This window comes from Stenotrophomonas sp. STM01 (genome assembly GCF_014852135.1).
Classification (GTDB): Bacteria; Pseudomonadota; Gammaproteobacteria; order Xanthomonadales; family Xanthomonadaceae; genus Stenotrophomonas; species Stenotrophomonas capsici.
In genome coordinates this window covers 269,513-287,079 of the sequence record NZ_JACVBA010000003.1, presented here as the reverse complement: position 1 = coordinate 287,079, position 17,567 = coordinate 269,513, and the positions used below count along the sequence as shown (strand labels likewise).

General features: G+C 67.0%; 14 protein-coding genes. 2 read left to right on the top strand and 12 right to left on the bottom strand.

Annotated elements, in window-relative coordinates:
- Positions 1-91 precede the first annotated feature (91 nt).
- The 12 genes from guaA to ndk all read right to left on the bottom strand — a co-directional run bounded on the left by guaA (position 92) and on the right by ndk (position 14,291).
- Positions 92-1,657, bottom strand: coding sequence for a glutamine-hydrolyzing GMP synthase (gene guaA, locus IB227_RS15515; protein WP_132862844.1), 1,566 nt, complete (start codon positions 1,655-1,657; stop codon positions 92-94).
- Between the two features lie 104 nt (positions 1,658-1,761).
- Positions 1,762-3,219 (bottom strand): IMP dehydrogenase, encoded by a 1,458-nt coding sequence (guaB, locus tag IB227_RS15510; protein WP_132862843.1) that lies wholly within the window; start codon positions 3,217-3,219, stop codon positions 1,762-1,764.
- A 270-nt stretch (positions 3,220-3,489) separates the two neighbouring features.
- Positions 3,490-4,371, bottom strand: a complete 882-nt coding sequence (gene folD, locus IB227_RS15505) for a bifunctional methylenetetrahydrofolate dehydrogenase/methenyltetrahydrofolate cyclohydrolase FolD (RefSeq protein WP_192288127.1) — start codon at positions 4,369-4,371, stop codon at positions 3,490-3,492.
- A gap of 81 nt (positions 4,372-4,452) precedes the next feature.
- Positions 4,453-6,291 carry a monovalent cation:proton antiporter-2 (CPA2) family protein gene (locus IB227_RS15500; RefSeq protein ID WP_192288126.1) on the bottom strand — a complete coding sequence of 613 codons (1,839 nt, stop codon included), beginning with the start codon at positions 6,289-6,291 and terminating at the stop codon, positions 4,453-4,455.
- A 90-nt stretch (positions 6,292-6,381) separates the two neighbouring features.
- Positions 6,382-7,521, bottom strand: a complete 1,140-nt coding sequence (gene moeB, locus IB227_RS15495; RefSeq protein WP_192288125.1) for a molybdopterin-synthase adenylyltransferase MoeB — start codon at positions 7,519-7,521, stop codon at positions 6,382-6,384.
- Between the two features lie 169 nt (positions 7,522-7,690).
- A complete protein-coding gene (der, locus tag IB227_RS15490) occupies positions 7,691-9,091 on the bottom strand; it encodes a ribosome biogenesis GTPase Der (RefSeq protein WP_192288124.1) in 1,401 nt (466 codons plus the stop codon).
- 12 nt (positions 9,092-9,103) lie between these two features.
- Positions 9,104-10,300, bottom strand: a complete 1,197-nt coding sequence (gene bamB / locus IB227_RS15485) for an outer membrane protein assembly factor BamB (protein ID WP_192288123.1) — start codon at positions 10,298-10,300, stop codon at positions 9,104-9,106.
- Complete coding sequence (locus IB227_RS15480; protein WP_192288122.1) at positions 10,300-10,941, bottom strand: tetratricopeptide repeat protein; 642 nt, start codon at positions 10,939-10,941, stop codon at positions 10,300-10,302. The genes bamB and IB227_RS15480 overlap by 1 nt, the downstream gene beginning before the upstream one ends.
- A 55-nt stretch (positions 10,942-10,996) precedes the next feature.
- Complete coding sequence (locus IB227_RS15475; protein ID WP_192288121.1) at positions 10,997-11,845, bottom strand: helix-turn-helix domain-containing protein; 849 nt, start codon at positions 11,843-11,845, stop codon at positions 10,997-10,999.
- A 6-nt stretch (positions 11,846-11,851) separates the two neighbouring features.
- Positions 11,852-12,652: a type IV pilus biogenesis/stability protein PilW gene (gene pilW, locus IB227_RS15470; protein ID WP_192288120.1), complete on the bottom strand. Its 801-nt coding sequence runs from the start codon at positions 12,650-12,652 to the stop codon at positions 11,852-11,854.
- Positions 12,639-13,844, bottom strand: coding sequence for a 23S rRNA (adenine(2503)-C(2))-methyltransferase RlmN (rlmN, locus tag IB227_RS15465; RefSeq protein WP_192288119.1), 1,206 nt, complete (start codon positions 13,842-13,844; stop codon positions 12,639-12,641). The genes pilW and rlmN overlap by 14 nt, the downstream gene beginning before the upstream one ends.
- 21 nt (positions 13,845-13,865) lie before the next feature.
- Positions 13,866-14,291 (bottom strand): nucleoside-diphosphate kinase, encoded by a 426-nt coding sequence (gene ndk / locus IB227_RS15460; protein ID WP_108749396.1) that lies wholly within the window; start codon positions 14,289-14,291, stop codon positions 13,866-13,868.
- Positions 14,292-14,504: 213 nt separating this feature from the next.
- Between ndk and IB227_RS15455 the strand changes: the two genes are divergently transcribed.
- Together IB227_RS15455 and IB227_RS15450 are read left to right on the top strand one after the other, a co-directional pair.
- Positions 14,505-15,155, top strand: a complete 651-nt coding sequence (locus IB227_RS15455; RefSeq protein WP_132862833.1) for a TetR family transcriptional regulator — start codon at positions 14,505-14,507, stop codon at positions 15,153-15,155.
- Positions 15,156-15,189: 34 nt separating this feature from the next.
- Positions 15,190-17,562: a 3-hydroxyacyl-CoA dehydrogenase/enoyl-CoA hydratase family protein gene (locus tag IB227_RS15450; RefSeq protein ID WP_192288118.1), complete on the top strand. Its 2,373-nt coding sequence runs from the start codon at positions 15,190-15,192 to the stop codon at positions 17,560-17,562.
- The last annotated feature ends 5 nt before the right edge of the window (positions 17,563-17,567 follow it).

Sequence of the window (17,567 nt, the reverse complement as noted above, 5' to 3'; positions counted from 1 at the left end):
ACGGCCCACAAACGGGAACGGGCATCGACTTCACGCCAATGCCCGCCCGATTCATCCCGGCAATGCCCCGATCAACGCGGCCTGGCGCGGTTCACTCCCACTCGATCGTCGCCGGCGGCTTGCCGGAGATGTCGTAGACCACGCGCGAGACGCCACGCAGTTCGTTGATGATGCGGTTGGACACGCGGCCGAGGAAGTCATACGGCAGGTGTGCCCAGTGCGCGGTCATGAAGTCGATGGTTTCCACCGCACGCAGTGCGATCACCCACTCGTAGGCACGCGCATCACCGACCACGCCCACCGACTTGACCGGCAGGAACACCGCGAACGCCTGGCTGGTCTTGTCGTACAGGTCGGCCGCACGCAGCTCCTCGATGAAGATCGCATCGGCCTTGCCGAGCAGCTCGGCGTACTCGCGCTTCACTTCGCCCAGGATGCGCACGCCCAGGCCCGGGCCCGGGAACGGATGCCGGTAGACCATCGCGCGCGGCAGGCCGAGCTCGACGCCGAGGCGACGCACTTCGTCCTTGAACAGTTCGCGCAGCGGCTCGACCAGCTTGAGCTTCATGTCTTCCGGCAGGCCGCCCACGTTGTGGTGGCTCTTGATGACGTGCGCCTTGCCGGTCTTGCTGCCGGCCGACTCGATCACGTCCGGGTAGATCGTGCCCTGCGCCAGCCACTTGGCGTTGCTGAGCTTGTTCGACTCTTCGTCGAAGATCTCCACGAACAGGTTGCCGATGATCTTGCGCTTGGCTTCCGGGTCGCTGACGCCTTCCAGCGCCTTGAAGTAGCGGTCGGCGGCATTCACGCGCACGACCTTCACGCCCATGTTCTCGGCCATCATCTGCATGACCTGGTCGCCTTCCTGGAAGCGCAGCAGGCCGGTATCGACGAACACGCAGGTCAGCTGCTGGCCGATGGCCTTGTGCAGCAGCGCGGCCACCACCGACGAATCGACGCCGCCGGACAGGCCCAGGATCACCTCATCGCTGCCGACCTGCTCGCGCACGCGGGCGATCTGGTCGTCGATGATGTTGGCCGCGGTCCACAGCGTGGCGCAACCACAGATCTCGGTGACGAAGCGCTTGAGCAACGCCGAGCCCTGCTTGGTGTGGGTCACTTCCGGGTGGAACTGCACGCCGTACCAGCGCTTGTCCTCGTTGGCCATCGCGGCCACCGGGATGCGGTCGGTCACGGCGGTGATGGCGAAGCCCGGCGGCACGTGGGTGACGTGGTCGCCGTGGCTCATCCACACATCCAGGCGCGGCTCACCGTTGTGGTCGGACAGCCCGCCCAGCAGGCCGTCGTTGCCCAGCAGCTTCACTTCGGCATGGCCGAACTCGCGCTGATCGGCGGCTTCGGTACCACCGCCCAACTGCTTGGCCATGGTCTGCAGGCCGTAGCAGATGCCCAGCAGCGGCAGGCCGCTGTCGAACACTTCCTGCGGCGCGGCCGGCGCACCCGGCAGCGTGGTGGTTTCCGGTCCACCGGACAGGATGATGCCCTTGGCGCCGAACGCGGCGATCTCGGCAGGATCGTGGTCCCACGCCCAGATCTCGCAGTACACGCCGAACTCGCGGATGCGACGCGCGATCAGCTGCGTGTACTGGGCGCCGAAATCAAGGATGAGGATCTTGTCGTTATGGATGTTGGTCATAAAGCCCGGCAGGTGATCAATGAAAACGGGAAACGATGCAAAACGGATGGCGGATAGAGAAAGAGGAACGGGACAGCGTCCTCGTTCCTCTTCTGCTTGCCGCATCAGGCGCGGTAGTTCGGCGGCTCTTTGGTGATCTGCACGTCGTGGACGTGGCTCTCACGCTGGCCGGCGCCGCTGATCTTCACGAACTTGGGCTGGGTGCGCATGTCCTCGATGGTGGCGCAACCGACGTAGCCCATGGTCGCGCGCAGGCCACCGATCAACTGGTGGATGATGCCGCCGACCGGGCCACGGTACGGCACGCGGCCTTCGATGCCTTCCGGCACCAGCTTGTCGGCGGTGGCGGCGTCCTGGAAGTAGCGGTCCTTGGACCCCTTCTCCATCGCGGCCAGCGAGCCCATGCCGCGGTAGCTCTTGTAGGAGCGTCCCTGGAACAGTTCGGTCTCGCCCGGCGATTCCTCGGTGCCGGCCAGCAGGCCACCGATCATCACCGTCGACGCGCCGGCGGCCAGTGCCTTGCCGATGTCACCGGAGTAGCGGATGCCACCGTCGGCGATCAGCGGGATGCGGTCCTGCAGCGCTTCGGCGACCAGGTCGATGGCGGTCACCTGCGGCACGCCGACACCGGCGACCACACGGGTGGTGCAGATCGAGCCCGGGCCGATGCCGACCTTGACCGCATCGGCGCCGGAATCCAGCAGCGCCAGCGCTGCCTCGCCGGTGCAGATGTTGCCGCCGACCACCTGCACGTTCGGGAAGGTCTTCTTCACCCAACGCACGCGGTCCAGCACGCCCTGCGAATGGCCATGCGCGGTGTCCACCACCAGCACGTCCACGCCGGCGGCGACCAGCGCCTCGACGCGACGCTCGGTGTCGCCACCGACGCCCACCGCGGCACCGACCAGCAGGCGCGTGGCGGCGTCCTTGGCGGCGTTCGGGTTGTCGCTCTTCTTCTGGATGTCCTTGACGGTGATCAGGCCGCGCAGTTCGAACGCATCGTTGACCACCAGCACCTTCTCGATGCGGTTGCGGTGCAGCAGCTGCAGCACCTCATCGGAGGCCGCGCCTTCCTTCACCGTGACCAGGCGATCCTTCTTGGTCATGATGTGGCGAACCGGGTCGTCCAGCTCGGTTTCGAAGCGCATGTCGCGGTGGGTGACGATGCCGGCCAGCAGGCCGTCGCTGCCCACCACCGGCACGCCGGAGATGTTGTGCGCCTGGGTCAGTGCCAGGACGTCGCGGATGCTGGTTTCCGGGCCCACGGTGATCGGGTCGCGGATCACGCCGGACTCGAACTTCTTGACCTTGGCCACTTCGGCGGCCTGCTGCTCCAGGGTCAGGTTCTTGTGGATGATGCCGATGCCGCCGAGCTGGGCCATGGCAATCGCCAGGCGGGCTTCGGTGACGGTATCCATGGCGGCCGAGACGATCGGCAACTTCAACCGCAGGTCACGCGTCAGGCGCGTGCCGAGGTCGACATCCTTGGGCAGGATCGTGGAGTGAGCGGGGACGAGCGAGACGTCGTCGTAAGTGAGTGCTTCAGCCTGGATGCGCAGCATCGGCGTGCCCGATTTGTGGGGAAGCGCGACATTTTACCCCTATTCGGGGGCCGATGTCAGGGGGCTGGTGCGACGCAGTGTCGCGTCCGGGAGGGGTTGTTCAGGCGTCCGTGGGGGAAAGCCCTTCCCTCTCTTCGTCCCTGCGCCCATGGCTAAGGGAAGGCGTGGTTCCTGCCGTGGATCAGGTCACGGCAGCGTCTGGCACCGGCTCCCTCCCCAGCGCCGCGGGCGCGAAGGGAGGGCTGGCGAGGGGCAAGCGCCCGCTCGAAATCAGCGCGCGGCTTCAGCGGCCTCGATGGTGTTCTGCATCAGGGTCGCCACGGTCATCGGCCCCACCCCACCGGGCACCGGGGTGATCCAGCTGGCGCGCTGCGCGGCAGCCTCGAAGCCCACGTCACCGACCAGGCGGCCGTCCTCCAGGCGGTTGATGCCGACGTCGATCACCACCGCACCCGGCTTCACCCACTCACCGGGGATCAGCTGCGGGATACCCACCGCCACCACCAGGATGTCGGCGTTGCGCACGGCCTGCTCAAGCACGTCCTTCGGGGTGAACTTGTGGCAGCTGGTCACCGTGCAGCCGGCGATCAGCAGCTCCAGCCCCATCGGACGACCCACGTGGTTGCTGACGCCGACGATGGTGGCATTGCGGCCGCGCACCGGCTGGTCGGTGTGGCCGAGCAGCGTGGTGATGCCACGCGGGGTGCAGGGGCGCAGGCCGAACTCGCGCAGCACCAGGTGGCCGACGTTCTGCGGGTGGAAACCGTCCACGTCCTTGCCCGGGTCGATCCGCTGGATCAGCCGGCTGGCGTCGGGGATACCCGGCAGCGGCAGCTGGATCAGGATGCCGTGGATCTTCGGGTCGGCATTGAGCTGGTCGATCAGGTCCAGCAACTGTGCCTCGGTGGTGCCTTCGGGCAGGTCGTAATCGAACGCCTCGATGCCCACCTTCTCGGCGGCACGGCGCTTGTTGCGCACGTACACCGCCGACGCCGGGTCGCCCCCCACCAGCACCACGGCCAGGCCCGGGCGTGAACGCCCTGCGTCCAGGCGCGCATCCACGCGGACCTTCAGGTCGTCGAGCAGTTCTTCGGCGATACGACGGCCGTCAAGGATGCGGGAGGTCTGCGCGGGTGCGGCGGAAACGGTCATGGGGCATGGGGGCGATGGCGGGGGAGCGTATTGTCCCCGATTACGGCAGGCGCGACACCTCGCCTGCGCCTATCCACGCCATTACCGGGCCGCATCGCCCTCCTCCTGCCCTGCCCCGGCCACCGCGTCGGGATTGAGCGTGCGCGATTCCCGGCGCGGCGGCGTGAACGGCGTGGGCTTGGGCCCGGCCGTGTTGCCGTACAGCAGACCAACGCCGGCCCCGACGCCGCCGGCCATCTCCAGCTCGAAGCGCTCGGCATCGCGGCGGCGGATCTCCTGGGCCACCAGGTCCGCCTCGAACTCCTCCACGCCCAGCTGCAGCAGCGCCGCCCGGCCGAACTCCACCGCCGATTCGAAGGTCTCGCGGATCTGGAAGTCCACGCCGGCGTGGATCAGCGACAGCGAGTGCTCGCGGTCATACGAGCGCACCAGCAGCTTGGCCTGGGGGAACTCATGCGTGGCCAGCTCGACGATGCGGTCGGCCGCGCCGCGGTCGTCCACGCATACCGCGATCGCCGCGGCGGTCTCGGCGCCGGACGCGCGCAGCACGTCCAGCCGGGTGCCATCGCCGTAGTAGACCTTGAAGCCGAAGTCGGCGGCGCTGCGGATCATCTCGATGTCGTTGTCGATGATGGTCACGTCCACGTCGCGCGCCAGCAGCGACTGGCTCGACACCTGCCCGAAGCGGCCGAAGCCGATCACCAGCACGGCACCGCTCAGCCCGTCGGCGGCCTCCACGCCATCGGTGGACACCTCCGCCTCCTTCACCAGGTGGCGATACACCAGCATGCACAGTGGCGTGAGGGCCATCGACAGCACCACCACCGCCGTCAGGTTGGCGTTGATCGGTGCATCGATCACGCCCGCGCTTGCGGCGGCGGCGAACAGCACGAAGGCGAACTCACCGCCCTGCGCCATCAGTACGCCACGGTCCAGCGCCTGCCGGTGGTCACTGCCCATCACCCGCGCCACCGCATAGATGCACAGCGCCTTGGCCGCCATCATCGCCGGCACCAGCAGCGCGATCAGCTTCCAGTTCGCCGCCACCACCGACAGGTCCAGGGCCATGCCCACGCTGAGGAAGAACAGGCCCAGCAGGATGCCGCGGAACGGCTCGATGTCGGCCTCGATCTGGTGGCGGAAGGTGGATTCGGACAGCAGCACGCCGGCCAGGAAGGCGCCCATCGCCATCGATAGCCCGCCCAGTTGCATCAGCAGGGCCGACCCCAGCACCACCAGCAGCGCGGCGGCCGTCATCACTTCCCGCGCCTTGGCCTCGGCCAGGATGCGGAACAACGGATTGAGCAGGTAGCGGCCCACGACTACCAGCCCGACGATGGCACCGGCACCGATGGCCACCCCCACCCAGCGCGAACCTTCATGCGCGCCGGCCTGCGTCGGCGCCATCCACGCCACCAGCGCCAGCAGCGGCACGATCAGCAGGTCCTCGAACAGCAGGATCGAGACGATCTTCTGCCCCGAGGGCAGGGTCAGGTCACCGCGTTCGGCCAGCAACTGCATCACCACCGCCGTCGAGGTCAGCACGAAGCCGGCCGCGGCGATGAAGGCGATCTGCGGCCGGTAGCCGAACAGCATGGCCACGCCGGTCAACACCGCCGCGCAGGTCACGATCTGCGCCGTGCCCAGGCCGAAGATCTCCTTGCGCAGGCTCCACAGGTGCGAGGGCCGCATCTCCAGCCCGATCACGAACAGGAACATCACCACGCCCAGTTCGGCCACGTGCAGGATCGATTGCGGGTCGGAGAACCAGCCGAAACCGAACGGGCCGATCGCCAGGCCGGCCACGAAGTAGCCAAGCACCGACCCCAGCCCCAGCCGCCGGAACAGCGGGACCACCACCACGGCGGCACCCAGCAGGGCGACGACCTTCACAAGTTCCGTCGAGGACTCGGCTGACATGTTGCTACTCCCAATCTGGAGGGCACACGATAAAGCACACCCTGTGCAAGCCGGATGCAGCGGCGCACGCGCCTGGCGGTCGCTGCGTAGTCAGCCTTGGTGCGAGCAGAAGGCCGCGTAGTCGATGTAGCCCGGGAACGGCACGCCGGGCGCACAGACCGGGCACGCCGGATCGGCGCTGATCCGGGTTTCGCGGAAGCGCATCTGCAGGGCATCGAAGCGCAACAAGCGCCCGACCAGCGGCTCCCCCATGCCCAGCAGCAGCTTGAGCACCTCGGTGGCCTGCATCACCCCGGCCAGCCCCGGCAGCACGCCCAGCACCCCGGCTTCGGAGCAGTTCGGCGCGAACTCCGGCGGTGGCGGCTCCGGGAACAGGCAGCGATAGCACGGTGCCACGCCGCGCTGGCGCCCTGCATCGAACACGCTCACCTGCCCGTCGAAACGCTCGATGGCGGCATACACCAGCGGCTTGGCGTGCTTGATGCAGGCATCGTTGAGCAGGTAGCGCAGCGGAAAATTGTCCGAACCATCCAGCACCACATCGACGTCCTGCAACAGCGCATCGACGTTGTCCGAGCTCACCCGCGCCTGCACGGCCTCGATGTCGACATGCGGGTTCAGGGCCAGCAACCGCTCGCGCGCGGAGAGCACCTTGGCCACGCCCACCGCCGCCTCGGCATGGACGATCTGCCGCTGCAGGTTGCTGCGCTCGACCACGTCGTGGTCCACGATGCGCAGGTGCCCCACCCCGGCCGCGGCCAGGTAGAAGCTGGCCGGCGCTCCCAGCCCGCCGGCGCCCAGCACCAGCACCCGCGCCTGCTGCAGGCGCCGCTGGCCCGCCTCGCCTACCTGCGGCAGCAGCAGGTGACGTGAATAGCGGTCGTAGAAGTCGCGGTCCGCCGCGTCCATCTGCGGCTGTACCAGTGGCAGCCCGGCCGTCCGCCAGGCCACCGTGCCGCCAGCGACCGAGGCCACGGCCGTGTAGCCGAGCGCCCCCAGCACCGATGCCGCATCGGCCGAGCGCCTGCCGCTCTGGCAGATCAGCACGATCTCCCGATCAAGCGCCGGCAGGTGGGTGCCCGGCGCAGCCAACAGTTCGTCCTTGGCAACGCCCAGGGCCCCCTCCGCCATCCCGCCGGCGCGCTCGTGCGCCTGGCGCACATCCATCAACAACGCGCCCTGCCGCTGCCGCTCACGGGCCTGTTCCGGGGTCAATTCACGAATGCTCATCCACTGATTATCGGCCAACAACCCCCGCAGGAGCGGCCTGGGCCGCAAAGCCCCCCCCCGCGGACCGCAAGCCCAGCCTCCACACCAGAGATTCCCACTGTCGCAGCCACGGGTACGGCATACGGGGCCCTGAATGCGAAAGGCGACCTTGCGGCCGCCTTCCGATGCATCACTTCTTGCCTTTCACGTGCTTCATCAAGCGCCGCTTGGCCTTGATCTGCCGCTCGGTCAGTACGTTCTTCTTGCCTTCGTACGGGTTGGCGCCTTCACGGAACAGGAACGTCACCGGCGTGCCCACCAGCTTGAAGCGCTTGCGGAAGAAGTTTTCCAGGTAGCGCTTGTACGAATCCGGCAGCTCCTTCAGGCGCGTGCCATGCACGATGAAGGTCGGCGGGTTGGTGCCACCCGGGTGCACGTAGCGCAGCTTGGAGACATGGCCGCGGATGCTCGGCGGCGGATTGGTCTCGTAGGCGATTTCCAGCGCCTTGTTGACCTCGCTGGTGCTGAACTCATGCGTGGCCGAGGCATGCGCGCGGTGCACCGCGCGGAACAGCTCGCGCAGGCCCGAGCCGTGCTTGGCCGAGATCCGGACCACTTCCGCCCACGGCACGAAGCCCAGCTTCAGCGACACCAGCGTTTCGGCCTGCTCGCGCTGGTAGTCGCTCAACCCGTCCCACTTGTTGATCGCGATCACCAGCGCACGGCCGGCATCGAGCACCGCACCCAGCACGCTGGCGTCCTGGTCGGTCACGCCTTCGCTGGCATCGAGCATCAGCACCGCGACCTGGGCCTGTTCGATGGCGCGCAGCGTCTTGACCACGCTGAACTTCTCGACCACCTCCTCCACGCGTGCCTTGCGACGCAGGCCGGCGGTGTCGATCAGGCGGTACAACTGGCCGTCGCGCTCCATGTCCACCGAGATCGAGTCACGGGTGGTGCCGGGCACTTCGGAGGCAATCATGCGCTCCTCGCCCAGCAGGCGATTGACCAACGTCGACTTGCCCACGTTCGGGCGTCCGCAGAAGGCAATGCGGATGCGGTTCGGGTCGTTGTCCAGCACCTCGGTCGTGCCTTCCTCGGGCAGACGTTCGATGATTTCCTCGACCAGGTCATCGATGCCCTGGCGGTGCGCGGCCGAGATCATCAGCATCTCGCCGAACCCGTAGCGGGCAAACTCCGAACGCACGGCATGCTCGTCCGTGCCGTCGATCTTGTTGATCAACAGCAGCGTGGGCCGCGCAAGCTTGCGCAGCCACGACAGGATCTCGTCATCCAGCGCGGAGGTGCCATCACGGGCATCGACCACGAATACGATCAGATCCGCCTCACCGGCGGCGGCACGGGCCTGACGCGCGGTGGCGCCGGCCAGCCCTTCCTCTTCACCGGCGATACCACCGGTATCGACGATCAGGAAGGGATTGTCCTCGTCCAAGCGGCAGACGCCGTAGTTGCGATCGCGGGTCACCCCGGGCTGATCATGGACCAGCGCATCGCGCGTACGGGTCAGCGCATTGAAAATGGTGGACTTGCCGACGTTCGGCCGTCCTACCAGGGCGACCAAAGGCAGCATCGCGTTTACTCCTTATTGGGCCAACCGGAATGCGGTCAGCTTTCCATCAACGTTCTGCACCAGCAGGATGCCGTCGGCGACGACCGGCTGCGCCAGGAGGGCGTCACCGCCACTCTTCGCGCGCGCGGCCAGCTCACCGTCACTCAGCCGCAACCAATGCACGTATCCCTTGTAGTCCCCCACCACGGCGTAGTCGCCCTGGATGGCGGCACCGGTGACCGAGCGACGCGCCAGCGCCTGCTGCGACCACATGGCCGAACCGGAATTCTTGTCCAGGCCGTAAACCGTACCCTTGCCGTCGGTCACCACCACGTTGCCCGACGAAATCGCCACGCCGCCAGCGCCACCATGGTCACGCGACCACAGCGGACGGCCGGTCGGGCCTTCGATCGCCATGGTCTCGTTCTTGAAGCTGGTGACATACAGCGTATTACCTTCCAGCACCGGTGCGCCGTCCACGTCGGCCATGCGCTCCAGCTCGGTGCGGCCTTCCGGCGTACCGACCATCTGTTCCCACAGCGGGCGGCCGTCCTGCATGGCCAGCGCGCTCAGGGTGCCGTCGTCGTTGCCGATGAACAGCACGCCCGGGCCGGTCACCACCGGCGCGTTGCCGCGCACGGTCAGCGTCGGCAGTTCCTGCGAATTGAACCAGCGCTGCTCGCCGGTGGCGGCGTCGAGAGCGGTGGTACGGCCATCGTTGCTGCGCACGAACACCAGGCCCTGCGCGACGGCCGGCGCGGTGATCACTTCGCCCGGCACCTTGGCCTTCCACTTCTCGCTGCCATTGGCCGCATCCAGGGCAATCACCTGCCCGTCCAGCGTGCCGATCACGACCAGGCCGTCACCCGCGCCCGGACCACCGGAAAGACGCAGCTTGGGCTGCTTCTTTTCCTTGGCCGGGACGTACTTCCAGATCTCCTTGCCGCTCTGCAGGTCCAGCGCATGCACGCCGCCTTCCACCGCCGCGGCATAGACGCGACCATCGTGCACCAGCGGCGCCTGACGCACGCCGATGCGGCCCTCGCCCTTGCCCACGCCGGTCGACCAGATGCGGTCGACCCGTACGCTCGGTTCGAACTTGACCAGCTCGGCCGGTTCCAGCGCCTTCTTGGCCGCCGCGTCCTTGCCCGCGAACCAGCCCTTGACGGTCGAGCAACCGGTCAGGGTCATCGCGACCAGCACCACGCCTGCAACATACTTGAGCTTCATCAGATCTTCTCCGCCGCAGGATCGGCCACCGTGCCGCCGGCATCCATCAACTTGGTTTCCAGCAGGCGGCGCTGCGGTGCAGCCACGTCAAGCTTGGCCAATGCCTTGGTGTAGAGGTCACGCGCTTCATCACGCTTGTCCTGCGCGACCTGGGCGTCGCCGCGGATCTCCAGGCTGGCGCTGTCCTCGGCGTTGCCGATCAGGGTCAGCGCCTCGCCGGCCTTGCCGGTCTCGATCAGCAATCGCGCGATGCGCTGGTCGATCAGCGTCTTGAACTCGCCTTCGGTCTTGAGCGCGCGCAGCGTCTTGATCGCGTCGTCGTTCTTGCCCGCCTCGACCTGGGCCTTGGCCAGCTCCAGCGACGCCAGGTCGGCGTAGATGCCGGCCTTGCCGCCTTCCAGCGCAGCGACTTCCTTGGCCGCCTCGTCCAGCTTGCTGGACTGCAGGCTGCGGGTCACCGCCTCATAGCGGACGTTGGCTTCAGCCAGCTTGCCGACCTGGTCCTTCTGCCACCATTGCCAGCCGGCGATGGCGCCGATGCCGAGTACCACTCCGCCGAAGATTCCGGCGCCATTCTTGCGCAGCCACGTGCGGACACGTTCGCTTTGTTCGTGCTCGTCGAGCAGGTCGTCAATCGCCATGCGTACTCTCGCCCACCCTGCCGGGGAGCCTTGTTGTATTGATCGGCGCCTTGCCTCAGGGTGAAACCGGCGCCACGGAACCGTCAGAGGATACCGTAAAGCGGGCGACATTACCGCGCTTGTAGGGCGTCAAATCGACGCTCCCGGCCGCCTGCTGGACCTCAACCTCGGCCGCATTGCCGAGCACCATGTGCCCGACCTGGCCGGCGTTGAAGCTACGGGTTTCACCAGCGCGGACCAGGGCCTTCTCGACCGTGGCACCGTCCGGTGCGGAAATGTTGACCCAACTGTCGCCCTTGAAGTTCAACGTCAGCGCCGAGGCCGCCGCGGCGGGCCGGGCAATGGGCGCCATCGAGGCCAGGTACGGGCCTTCCTGCCGTGCCGCGGACGGCACCGGCGCGGCAGCCGGCGACGCGGCGGCGCTCGCCGGGTCAGCGGCAACCGTCGTGGCGGCGGGCGGCACCACGTCCAGCGACGCGGTGCTGGGCGGCGCGCTGCGGGTGGTACTGCTGACCACGTACCAGATCGGCACGGCCAGCACGGCGGTGATGACCACGTAGACCGCGCGGCGGCCCAGGTTCTCGGCCATCCGCTTCATCGGCGGGGTATGGGTATGGCTGACCAGCTTGGGCGGCTCGACCGGCGCGATCCGCGCCTGCTCCAGCAACTGCCCCAGGTCCACCTTCAGCAGGCGCGCATAGCTGCGCAGCTGGCCACGGACGAACACCGGCGCCCCCAGGCGATCCCACTGCTCGGACTCCAGCGCGGACACAACCTGAATGGGCATTTTCAACTGACTGGCAACCGCTTCGAGCGACAACCCGGCACCCTCGCGCGCCTTGCGGAGCCGCTCACCACATCCCACCGCACTTTCGAAAGCGCTTACATCCGGATCATTGATCACAATGCATCAGCCCTGGGATTTCGAGGCCGCGTCCGAAGGGAACTCTTCGCGCAACCGCTGTTGGAATCGACCGACGGCACTCCTGTCGCCCAGCCGCTCTTCAATCTGAATGGCAAGTTGTAACACGGAAACCGTGGCCGGCGCAGCCGCCAAACGCCGCTGGTAGAAGGCCCGGGCCTCGAAATAGCGCCCATGGAGGACCTCGTTGCGCGCCATCGATTCCAGCGCGTAGGCGTTGTTCGGCGCCGACGCCAGCGCCTGGCGGAGGTTGTCCTCGGCGCGCTCGTTCTGGCCGGCATCGAGCGCACAGCCACCGGCGTTGGCCAACGCCTCGGCCCGGGAGCCGTAGTTGGCGTCGGCCAGGGCACGGTCAAACCAGACCAGCGCCTCGGCCGGATGCCCGTGCGAGCACAGCCAGACGCCGTAATTGTTCAGCTCCGCGCCCTGGGTCGGCGCCAGCTCGGCGGCCTTGCGGTACAGCGCGCCGGCCTCCTCGTCCTGGCCGCGCTGCGAGGCCACCAGCGCCTGCGCGGTGAAGGCTTCCGGGCGCGAGGCGTCCAGCTTCTGGGCGGAACGGGCGAACTTCTGGGCATCCTCCAGATCACCGCGACCGAAGCGATCGCCGGCCACGCCCAGCAGCTCGTCGTACTTCATCCGCTTGCGGGTCTGCGCGTCATCGCGCACCTCGTACACCGGCGCGACCGGCTTGTACCCCTTGATCTTGCCGATCCGCGCATTGCGCTCGCCGCAGCCGGCCAGCAGCAGCGCCACGACCGCCAGCAGGAGCAGCCGGTCAGGCCCGCGCATCCCCGTTTTCCTGTGCTTCCAGCAGACGGTTGAATTCGGCCTGGCGGCGGGTGCGGTCCATCACCTGGCCCTTGAGCTGGCCGCAGGCCGCGTCGATGTCGTCACCGCGGGTACGGCGCACCATCGTCAGCACCTGCGCGTCGAGCAGGATTTTCTGGAAGGCACGGATCTGCTCCTCGTCCGAACGCTCGTAGCGGGTACCGGGGAACGGATTGAACGGGATCAGGTTGACCTTGCCCGAATCCTTGGCCTGCACCGCGTTGTCGAACTGGCGCATCAAGCGCGCCAGCTGGCGGGCGTGCTCGGGCTGGTCGTTGATGCCCTTCATCAGGGTGTATTCGAAGGTCACCGAATCGCGCTTCTTGTTGCCGCGCAGGTAGCGCGCGCACGACGCCATCAACTCGGCGATCGGGTATTTCCTGTTGAGCGGCACCAGCGTTTCGCGCAGCTCATCATTGGGCGCGTGCAGCGACACGGCCAGCGATACGTCACTCTCGACCGAGAGGCGATCGATCTGCGGCACCAGGCCGGAGGTGGACAACGTCACGCGCTTGTTGGCCAGGCCGTAGCCCAGGTCATCGCGCATGATGCTCATGGCGCGCACGACATTGTCGAAGTTCATCAGCGGCTCGCCCATGCCCATCATCACCACATTGGTGAGACGGCGCATCTGGTGCGGCACGTTGCCCAGGTGGCGGGCGGCCACCCATACCTGGCCGATGATCTCGGCGGTGGTCAGGTTGCGGTTGAAGCCCTGGGTAGCGGTCGAGCAGAAGGTGCAGTTCAGGCCGCAACCGACCTGCGAGGACACGCACAGCGTGCCGCGGGTCTTGTCCGGGATGTAGACGGTCTCGATGGCGTTCTTGCCATCCACGCCCATCGCCAGCAGCCACTTGTGGGTGCCGTCGGCGGAGGGCTTGTCGAACACGACATTGGGGACGACGACCTCGGCATGGGCATGCAGCTTGGCGCGCAGCGCCTTGCCGAGGTCGGTCATCTGGTCGAAATCGGTGACGTAGCGGTGGTGGATCCACTTCATCACCTGGTGGGCACGGAACTTCTGTTCGCCGAGAGTCTCGACGAAGAACTTTTCCAAGCCCGCGCGATCAAGGTCGAGCAGGTTCTGCTTGCCAGCGGTCGGCGCCGTTTTCGGCAGCGGCTGGATGGCGGGTGTCTGTACGACCTCGTTCACGGCTTCAACCTTCTTTACTGCTTAGCGCGAAACCACTTCGGTGGCGGCGAAGAAGTAGGCCACTTCAATGGCGGCGTTCTCGACCGAATCCGAACCGTGGGCGGCGTTGGCGTCGATCGAATCAGCGAAATCGGCGCGGATGGTGCCCGGGGCAGCGTCCTTCGGGTTGGTGGCGCCCAGCAGGTCGCGGTGCGCCAGCACGGCGTTCTCGCCTTCCAGGGCCTGGATCATCACCGGGCCGGAGATCATGAACTCGACCAGAGCGTTGAAGAACGGACGCTCGCGGTGCACGGCGTAGAAGCCTTCGGCTTCACGGCGCGAGAGCTGCTTGTACTTGGCGGCCACGACCTTCAGGCCGGCCTTTTCGAAGCGGGCGTAGATCTCGCCGATCACGTTCTTGGCAACGGCGTCGGGCTTGATGATGGAAAGGGTGCGCTCCAGCGCCATGGGAATTCTCCGGTTGTTCAGGGCCGGTCGGCCCGAGGGTACATGAAAAAAACCCGCGTGCGGACGCGGGCTTAGCCTGAATTGCGGTGGCTAATTCTACCGGGTGCCCCGGCCCTTTGCACAGCGCCACGTGAATGATGTTGCGTCGCAGCATGACCAAGGCGCCCGGCCGGGCGTAGGATCCAAACAATCGTTTGATTGATTGTGACCGCCATGGGCAAACCTGCCAGCTTCTCCACCAAGGACCGCATCCTCGGCGCGGCCGAGGAACTGTTCGCCCAGCACGGCTTCGCCGGCACCTCGCTGCGCCAGGTCACCAGTCACGCGGACGTAAACATCGCGGCGGTCAATTACCACTTCGGGTCCAAGGAAAACCTGGTCAATGAAGTGTTCCGCCGCCGCATGGACGAGATGACCGCCGCCCGCCTGGGCCAGCTGGAACAGGCCCGCAGCAGCCAGCCCGGCGACCTGCGCGCGGTGCTGGCGGCCTTCGTCGAGCCGGCGCTGGCGTTGGCCCAGGACCGCCAGAGCGGCGGCGCCTTCGTCCGCGTGATCGCCCGCGCCTACGCCGAGAAGAACGACAACCTCCGCAAGTTCCTGTCCGACCACTACGGCCACGTGCTGCGCGAGTTCGGCAAGGCCATCGGTGCCTGCGTGCCAGGCCTGAGCAAGGAAGAGCTGTACTGGCGCCTGGACTTCCTGGCCGGCGCGCTCACCTACGCCATGGCCGATTTCGGCCTGATCAAGCGCCCGCACAACATCAGCGAGGCCGCCCACCGCAGCAAGGCCGCGCAGGAACTGATCCATTTCGCTGAAGCCGGTTTCCGTGCAAGCGCACGTACGCCGGATTCGTCCCTTACCTGATCCACCCGTCATCGCAGACCAAAGGTTTATCGATATGTCCAATTCCCTGCTTGTCCGCCGCGCCGCCGTCCTGGGCGCAGGCGTCATGGGTGCGCAGATCGCCGCCCACCTGACCAATGCCGGCGTCGACACCGTCCTGTTCGACCTGGCTGCCAAGGAAGGTCCGGCCGACGGCATCGTGCTCAAGGCCATCGCCAACCTGGGCAAGTTGAGCCCGGCACCGCTGGCGTCCAAGTCGCTGGCCGAAGCCATCACCCCCGCCAACTACGACTCGGGCCTGGAGCAGCTGCGCGACTGCGACCTGATCATCGAGGCCATCGCTGAACGGATGGACTGGAAGCAGGACCTGTACAAGAAGATCGCCCCGTTCGTGAACGAACACGCGGTGCTGGCCTCCAACACCTCCGGCCTGGGCATCAACAAGCTGGCCGACGTGCTGCCGGAAGAACTGCGCCACCGCTTCAGCGGCGTGCACTTCTTCAACCCGCCGCGCTACATGCACCTGGCCGAGCTGATCCCGGCCAAGACCACCGACAAGTCGGTGCTGGAAGGCCTGGAAACCTTCCTGACCACCAACCTGGGCAAGGGCGTGGTGTACGCCAAGGACACCCCGAACTTCATCGGCAACCGCATCGGCGTGTTCTCGATCCTGTCCACCATCCACCACACCCAGCAGTTCGGCCTGGGCTTCGACGAAGTGGACGGGCTGACCGGCCCGCTGGTCGGCCGCCCGAAGTCGGCGACCTATCGCACCTCCGACGTGGTCGGTTTGGACACCATGGCGCATGTCATCAAGACCATGGGCGACACCCTGCCCGACGACCCGTGGCACAAGTACTTCGCCGCCCCGGCATGGCTGGGCGCGCTGATCGGCAAGGGGGCATTGGGCCAGAAGACCGGCGCTGGCATCTTCCGCAAGGTCGGCAAGGACATCCTGGTCATCGACCTTGAAAAGCAGGACTACCGTCCGGCCGACCGCACCGCCGCACCGGAAGTGGTCGAGATCCTGAAGATCAAGAACCCGGCCGAGAAGTTCGCCAAGCTGCGCGAGAGCCAGCACCCGCATGCCCAGTTCCTATGGGCGACGTTCCGCGACCTGTTCCATTACAGCGCCTACCACCTGGCCGACATCGCCGAAACCGCGCGCGACGTGGACCTGGCCATCCGCTGGGGCTACGGCTGGTCGCTGGGCCCGTTCGAGACCTGGCAGGCCGCCGGCTGGAAGCAGGTGGCTCAGTGGATCGCCGAGGACATCGCCGCCGGCAAGAGCATGAGCAATGCCCCGTTGCCAGCCTGGGTGCTGGACGGCCGCGACGGCGTGCATGCCGCCGAAGGCAGCTACAGCCCGTCGCAGAATGCACTGGTGCCGCGCTCGTCGCTGCCGGTGTACCAGCGCCAGCGCTTCCCCGATGCGCTGCTCGGCGAGAAGTTCGCCCCGGGCCAGACCGTGTTCGAGAACGACGGCATCCGCCTGTGGACCGACGGTGACGGCATCGGCGTCATCAGCTTCAAGACCAAGATGAACACCGTCTCCGACCAGGTGCTGGACGGCATCCAGCACGCCATCGGCCTGGCCGAGAAGCAGTTCAAGGGCGTGGTGATCTGGCAGAACAAGGAGCCCTTCTCCGCCGGCGCCGATCTGTCCGGTGCGCTGGGCGCACTGCAGGCCGGCAAGATCGCCGAGTTCGAGGCAATGGTCGCCAACTTCCAGCGCACCAGCCAGCGCATCAAGTACGCCACCGTGCCGGTGGTGGCCGCGGTGCGCGGCCTGGCCCTGGGCGGCGGTTGCGAGTTCCAGATGCATGCGGCCAAGTCGGTTGCCGCGCTGGAAAGCTACATCGGCCTGGTCGAGGCCGGCGTCGGCCTGCTGCCGGCCGGTGGCGGCCTGAAGGAAATCGCCGTGCGCGCCTCGCAGGCCGCCGGTGCCGACGGCGACGTGTTCGCCGAACTGAAGAAGACCTTCGAAACCGTGGCCATGGCCAAGGTTTCCAACTCGGCGGTCAACGCCAAGGAACTGGGCCTGATGCGCGGTACCGACAAGGTCGTGTTCAACAGCTTCGAGCTGCTGCACATCGCCAAGGCCGAGGTCACCGCGCTGGCCGAGGGCGGCTACCGTCCGCCGCTGCCGGCACGCCGCATCCGCGTCGCCGGCGACGTGGGCATCGCCACCTTCAAGATGATGCTGGTCAACATGCTCGAAGGCCGCTTCATCAGCCCCTACGACTATGAGATCGCCGAGCGCATCGCCACCGTGCTGTGCGGCGGCAAGGTCGACCGCAACACGCTGGTGGACGAAGAGTGGCTGCTCACCCTGGAGCGCAAGCACTTCGTCGAGCTGGCCCAGCAGGAAAAGACCCAGGCCCGCATCGCGCACATGCTGACCACCGGCAAGCCGCTGCGGAACTGAGTGAG